The organism is Parvibaculum sp., from assembly GCF_040882025.1.
Lineage (GTDB): Bacteria > Pseudomonadota > Alphaproteobacteria > Parvibaculales > Parvibaculaceae > Parvibaculum.
The window spans coordinates 1-5,129 of record NZ_JBBECC010000079.1 but is presented as its reverse complement, the minus strand read 5'-3'; the positions used below and the strand labels follow the sequence as shown (position 1 = coordinate 5,129).

General features: G+C 63.5%; 8 protein-coding genes and 1 tRNA gene. 6 read left to right on the top strand and 3 right to left on the bottom strand.

What is annotated here, in order from left to right:
* Position 1 precedes the first annotated feature (1 nt).
* A tRNA-Gly gene (locus tag WEB61_RS05340) sits at positions 2-76 on the bottom strand.
* Between the two features lie 155 nt (positions 77-231).
* Between WEB61_RS05340 and WEB61_RS05335 the strand changes: the two genes are divergently transcribed.
* On the top strand, positions 232-771 hold the full coding sequence (locus WEB61_RS05335; RefSeq protein ID WP_368063295.1) for a prolyl-tRNA synthetase associated domain-containing protein: 540 nt from the start codon (positions 232-234) through the stop codon (positions 769-771).
* Here the strand turns inward: WEB61_RS05335 and WEB61_RS05330 are convergent.
* Positions 768-1,175, bottom strand: coding sequence for a DUF4345 domain-containing protein (locus WEB61_RS05330; protein ID WP_368063294.1), 408 nt, complete (start codon positions 1,173-1,175; stop codon positions 768-770). The two genes, WEB61_RS05335 and WEB61_RS05330, sit on opposite strands and share 4 nt — an antisense overlap.
* A 182-nt stretch (positions 1,176-1,357) precedes the next feature.
* Here WEB61_RS05330 and trxA point away from each other — a divergent pair, with 182 nt between their 5' ends.
* From trxA to WEB61_RS05310, 4 genes are read left to right on the top strand one after another with little or no spacing between them, the layout of a single operon-like run.
* Positions 1,358-2,269 (top strand): thioredoxin, encoded by a 912-nt coding sequence (gene trxA / locus WEB61_RS05325; RefSeq protein ID WP_368063293.1) that lies wholly within the window; start codon positions 1,358-1,360, stop codon positions 2,267-2,269.
* Between the two features lie 7 nt (positions 2,270-2,276).
* On the top strand, positions 2,277-2,960 hold the full coding sequence (locus WEB61_RS05320; RefSeq protein ID WP_368063292.1) for an LON peptidase substrate-binding domain-containing protein: 684 nt from the start codon (positions 2,277-2,279) through the stop codon (positions 2,958-2,960).
* Between the two features lie 17 nt (positions 2,961-2,977).
* Positions 2,978-3,190 carry a Trm112 family protein gene (locus WEB61_RS05315; RefSeq protein WP_368063291.1) on the top strand — a complete coding sequence of 71 codons (213 nt, stop codon included), beginning with the start codon at positions 2,978-2,980 and terminating at the stop codon, positions 3,188-3,190.
* Entirely contained in the window at positions 3,183-3,560 is a 378-nt protein-coding gene (locus WEB61_RS05310; RefSeq protein WP_368063290.1) for a gamma-butyrobetaine hydroxylase-like domain-containing protein, read from the top strand. Before WEB61_RS05315 ends, WEB61_RS05310 begins: the two co-directional genes overlap by 8 nt.
* Here the strand turns inward: WEB61_RS05310 and WEB61_RS05305 are convergent, their stop codons facing one another.
* Positions 3,561-4,790, bottom strand: a complete 1,230-nt coding sequence (locus WEB61_RS05305; protein WP_368063289.1) for an FAD-dependent monooxygenase — start codon at positions 4,788-4,790, stop codon at positions 3,561-3,563. It lies immediately after the preceding gene.
* A gap of 95 nt (positions 4,791-4,885) precedes the next feature.
* Here WEB61_RS05305 and WEB61_RS05300 point away from each other — a divergent pair.
* Positions 4,886-5,129 (top strand): amidase family protein (locus WEB61_RS05300; RefSeq protein ID WP_368063288.1); only part of this gene is annotated, 244 nt, incomplete at its 3' end.

Genomic DNA, 5,129 nt, shown 5'->3' with positions numbered 1-5,129 from the left:
CTGGAGCGGGCGATGAGATTCGAACTCACGACCCCAACCTTGGCAAGGTTGTGCTCTACCCCTGAGCTACGCCCGCATCCGGATCAACCGGGCGTCTGAAAACAAGCCGCCCGCCTGTGAGGGCGGTTTTATGGCCTATCGCCAGAACCAATGCAAGGCCCTTGTTTTCTGCCGGAAATCCGCCTGTTACGGGCGCTTGCACCGCCGCCGCGCCCGTGCCAATCAGGAGCCATGAACGACGATGCGACCCCTAAACTGACCAGCAGCGCGGCCTTCCTCGCATGGGCCAAGGCGCAAGGCATCGCGCATGAAACCCGGATGCACCCCGCCCTTCACACGGTCGAGGAAGCGCAAGCCCACCGCGCCGCCTGGCCGGAGGCGGCGCGTACCGGCGCCTTCTGCAAGAACCTGTTTCTCAAGGACAAGAAAGGCCGGCTCTGGCTGATCGTGACGCTGGAGGAGCGTGAGCTGAAGCTCAACAGCCTGTCGAAACCGCTGGGCAGCGCCCGGTTGTCCTTCGGCAATGCAGAACTGATGTGGGAGGTGTTGGGCGTTCGCCCGGGCTCGGTGACGCCCTTTGCACTCGTCAACGACCGCGAACACCGCGTGACCGTGGTCCTCGACGCAGCCATGCTGGAGCACCGGCGCCTCAACTACCACCCGCTCGAAAATACCGCCACGACGGCGCTTTCCCGCGACGATTTCATGGCCTTTCTGGCGCTAACCGGCCATGAACCGATGATCGTCGATCTGGTGGCCGCAGCCGGCTAGCGGCCGAGCCGCATGAGCCAGAAAGCCAGCACCGGCATCAGCAGCAATTCGGCGGCAAGCGAGCCGACAATCTCCTGCTCGAACACCACGGCCGTTTCCGGCGCCGAAAACCGCGCCAGCCCGCCGATGAAAATGGCGCCGAAGGTCAGCAGCGCCGCCTGCCGGTATTTGACCGGATCGGTGGCGGCAAAGACGAGGAAAAGGCCGAGCCCGGTGAAAAGTCCGCCGAAAAAGCGCACGTGATTGTCGATCAGCCGGTATTGCGCTTCGTCGGTCACCGAAAGAAAGGGCCGCTCGCCAAGCCAGCTCATGGTCGGAATGCCGCCCAGCGCGACATTGAGGCCGAGAAAAACGACCAGCGCGCCCGAAAGCACGAGAACAATTCTGAAAAGCGCGGCCGACATCGGCGTCCCCCCTGTTTGCCGTTGAAGCCGGTATATGAGAGGTCGGTGGCCCTTTCGCCAACCCCTGTCACAAAGATTTTCCGTTTTCTTGCACCGCCCGCACGGCCCGGGCTAAACCATTGCTTCCAAACGCCGCCGCTCCATCTCTATGGGGACGGCACAGAAAAAAGGCCCGTACAGGCATGGAACCGATCATTGGCAGTGCAGGCAGTCCCGAGAACGCGGACGGCCTGATCGTCGACACCACCACCCAGACCTTTGCCCGCGACGTACTGGAAGCCTCGCGGCAGGTGCCGGTGATCGTCGATTTTTGGGCTCCCTGGTGCGGCCCCTGCAAGCAGCTGACGCCGATCCTGGAAAAAGCGGTCCTTGCCGCACGCGGCGCGGTGAAACTCGTCAAGATGAACATCGACGATCATCCGGCCGTCGCGCAGCAATTGCGCATCCAGTCGATCCCGGCCGTCTATGCCTTCAAGAACGGCCAGCCTGTCGACGGTTTCATGGGCGCGATGCCCGAAAGCCAGGTCAAGGCCTTCATCGAACGGCTGGCCGGCGGACTGGAACCCTCGCCCGCCGAACAATTGATCGAAGCGGCGCAGGAAGCGCTTGAGGCGGGTGACCTGTCGCGCGCCGCACAGGCTTTCGCCCAGGCCGTGCAGGAAGAGCCCGGCCATCCGGCGGCGGTCGCGGGCCTCGCGCGCTGCTATATCGAGGCCGGCGATCTCGACCGCGCCCGGCAGACGCTGGCGCTGGTCAGACCCGACGGAAAAAACGATCCCGCCTTCACCGCCGCCGAGGCGGCGCTGTCGCTGGCCGAAAAGGCGGCCGATCTTGGCGATGTGTCGGAATTGATCGCGCGCCTCGAAGCCAACTCGAAGGATCATCAGGCGCGCTTCGACTTGGCGCTGGCGCTGAACGTGGCCGGCGAAAGGGAGCGCGCGGTGGAGGAGCTGCTTATCATCGTCGAATACGACCGCAAATGGAACGACGAAGCCGCGCGCAAGCAGCTTGTCGAGTTCTTTGAAGCCTATGGGCCGAAAGACGAGGCAACGCTGAGCGGCCGCCGCCGCCTTTCCTCCATCCTGTTCAGCTAGGATCGACATGGGGTATACGGATCGATACCGGACGACGGCGGACTTGCCGGGAACGATCCCGGTCTTTCCGCTTGCCGGTGCGATCCTGCTGCCGCGCGGACAATTGCCGCTCAACATTTTCGAGACGCGATACCTGAAAATGATCGACGACGCCGTTCGCGGCGAACGCATTGTCGGCATGGTCCAGCCCGATGGCGACGAGGCGATCATCGCGTCGCAGATAGAGGGGAGAAGGCCGCCGCTCTGCGCCACCGGCTGTGCCGGACGCATCACCTCCTTCGCCGAAACCGACGACGGCCGCATGATCATCACGCTGACCGGCATTTGCCGCTTCCGTCTGGCAACGGAATTGCGCACCTTGACGCCCTATCGGCAATTCGAAGTCGAATGGGAAGAGTTTGCCCACGATCTGATACCGGGCCATGGCCAGGACGAGGTCGCGCGCGAACGGTTGCTCGAAGTTCTGAAGGAATATCTCGACACGCATGGGCTGCAAGCAGACTGGCGTGCAATCAAACTGTCGTCGAACGAAACGCTGGTCAACTCGCTCTGCACCATCAGCCCCTACGGACCGCGTGAGAAACAGGCATTGCTCGAAGCCCGCACGCTCGAGGATCGCAATCAGATGTTGATCGCCCTGACCGAAAAGGCACTGCGCGAACTCGCGCCGGGCGATACCACCGTCCAATAGAAAGACAAGAAAGAGACATGAGCGACAACGAGGAAAATATGCGTGCAACACGCATGGAAGTCGACCCGAAGCTGCTCGAAATTCTGGTCTGCCCCGTGACCAAGACGACACTGCGCTACGACCGCGAAAGGCAGGAATTGATTTCCGAGAAGGCTCGTCTCGCTTTCCCGATCCGCGACGGCATTCCGATCATGCTGGTGGACGAGGCGCGATCGCTCGACGATGCCTGATGTCCCGAAGCCTGGCGCCGCCCCCTGGCCGACCGAAATCAAACTCAGGAAGTCCGAACGCGTCCTTGAAATCGCCTTCGACGACGGTGCGCATTTTCGTCTCGGGGCGGAGCTTCTGCGCGTCGAAAGCCCGTCGGCCGAGGTTCAGGGACATGGGCATGGACAAAAGAAAACCGTGCCGGGCAAGGCGAATGTCGCCATTTCAGGTCTTGAACCGGTCGGCAACTACGCGTTGCGTATTCTCTTCGACGACGGTCACGACACAGGTCTCTTTACCTGGGAAACGCTTTACCGCCTCGGACGAGATCGTGAAAAAATCTGGGCCGACTATCTGACCGCACTCGAGCGGCAGGGCTTGAGCCGGGAATGATCAGACCGCTTCGCCCTTGAGCAGCCGCGGCAGGTCGCCGACGGCGCCGCCGGCATGACGCATGAAGAAGCGCCGGAGCGGCGGCAGCTCGTTGACGATGCCGAGCCCGAGATCGCGCGCCAACCTGAGCGGGCCGATGTCGTTGGAAAAGAGACGATTGAGCCCGTCCATCAGCAGCGACAAGGCGACATTGTCGAAACGCCGCCAGCGCTGATAGCGCTCCAGCACGTCGAGCGCGCCGATGTCGAGGCCGAGCCGCGCCGCATCGACGACGACTTCGGCCGCCGCCGCGACATCGCGAAGGCCGAGATTGAGCCCCTGCCCCGCGATCGGATGAATGCCATGCGCGGCGTCTCCGACAAGTGCAAGGCGTGGGCGCACATAGTCGCGCGCAAGCTGCAGCGTCAGCGGATAGGACCAGCGCGGACCGACCGGCGCGCATTCCCCCAGATAGTCCCCGAAACGCGCGCGCATTTCCTCGGCGAAAGCGTCGTCGCCGAGCGCGAGGATCGCCTTGGCGTTCGCCGTCTTTTCGGTCCACACAAGCGAGGCCCGGTTGCCGACCATCGGCAGGATCGCGAAAGGTCCACCCGGCAGGAAATATTCCTGCGCCACGCCTTCATGCGGCAATTCATGTTCGACGGTGCAGACGATACCGGTCTGGCCGTAATCCCAGCCGAATGTCCTGATGCCCGCCGCCTCGCGTGTCGGCGAACCGCGCCCATCGGCCGCAAAGCAGAGCCGCGCGGTAACTTTCCTGCCGCTCGCGAGCGTCGCTGTGACGTGACTGCCGTAATCGACCTTTCTCACGGCATCGGGCGCGATCAGCCGCAGCAGCGGCTGGCTTTCGATCGCCTTGCCGAGCGCCACGCGCATATGCCGGTTCTCGATGAGATTTCCGAGCGGCTCGTCGCCGATTTCCTTGTGATCGAAATGGAGAAACAGAGGCGAGGCGCCCTCGCGCACCCGGCCGTCCGATACCATGATGTCGTTGATCGGCTGCATCTGGCCGCCCAGATGCGCGACAACGCCGAGGCGCTCCAGCATCCGGCAGGACGCAAAGGCGATGGCCGAAACACGACCGTCGAACGCGGCGTCGGTGACAAGCGCCGGGTCGAGCGCATCGACCACCGTCACGCTCAATCCGCCCTGCGCGCAAGCAAGCGCCAGCGGCAGCCCGGCAAGCCCGCCGCCGACAATCAGCACATCGCTGTCTGTCGTTCGTGTCATGGGAGGAAGATCGGTCTTCGGCGGCGCCAAGGCAAGCGGCGGATGGACGCAAGTCCGCCATCCGCCTAGTCTGCCCGGAAATAAGGGAGAGACGTGTGAATTTCGGGGACATGACGGCGCTGGAACTTGGCCGGCTCTTCGAGAGCGGCAACGCCAGCCCGCGGGACGTAACGGAGGATTTTCTCGTCCGCGCGGCGGCGGCCGATCAAGAGCACCGCATTTATGTGCGTTTGCTCGAAAGTCGCGCCAGAGCGGAAGCGGCGGCCGCCGCCGACCGAGCGAAGCGCGGGCTGCGCCGCCATGCACTGGACGGGGTGCCGCTTTCCTGGAAGGACCTGT

Bases quoted from the DNA above. Each gene is read 5' to 3' on its own strand.
- WEB61_RS05335 (WP_368063295.1), top strand. From the start codon at position 232: ATGAACGACGATGCGACCCCTAAACTGACCAGCAGCGCGGCCTTCCTC.
- WEB61_RS05330 (WP_368063294.1), bottom strand. From the start codon at position 1,175: ATGTCGGCCGCGCTTTTCAGAATTGTTCTCGTGCTTTCGGGCGCGCTG.
- trxA (WP_368063293.1), top strand. From the start codon at position 1,358: ATGGAACCGATCATTGGCAGTGCAGGCAGTCCCGAGAACGCGGACGGC.
- WEB61_RS05320 (WP_368063292.1), top strand. From the start codon at position 2,277: ATGGGGTATACGGATCGATACCGGACGACGGCGGACTTGCCGGGAACG.
- WEB61_RS05315 (WP_368063291.1), top strand. From the start codon at position 2,978: ATGAGCGACAACGAGGAAAATATGCGTGCAACACGCATGGAAGTCGAC.
- WEB61_RS05310 (WP_368063290.1), top strand. From the start codon at position 3,183: ATGCCTGATGTCCCGAAGCCTGGCGCCGCCCCCTGGCCGACCGAAATC.
- WEB61_RS05305 (WP_368063289.1), bottom strand. From the start codon at position 4,790: ATGACACGAACGACAGACAGCGATGTGCTGATTGTCGGCGGCGGGCTT.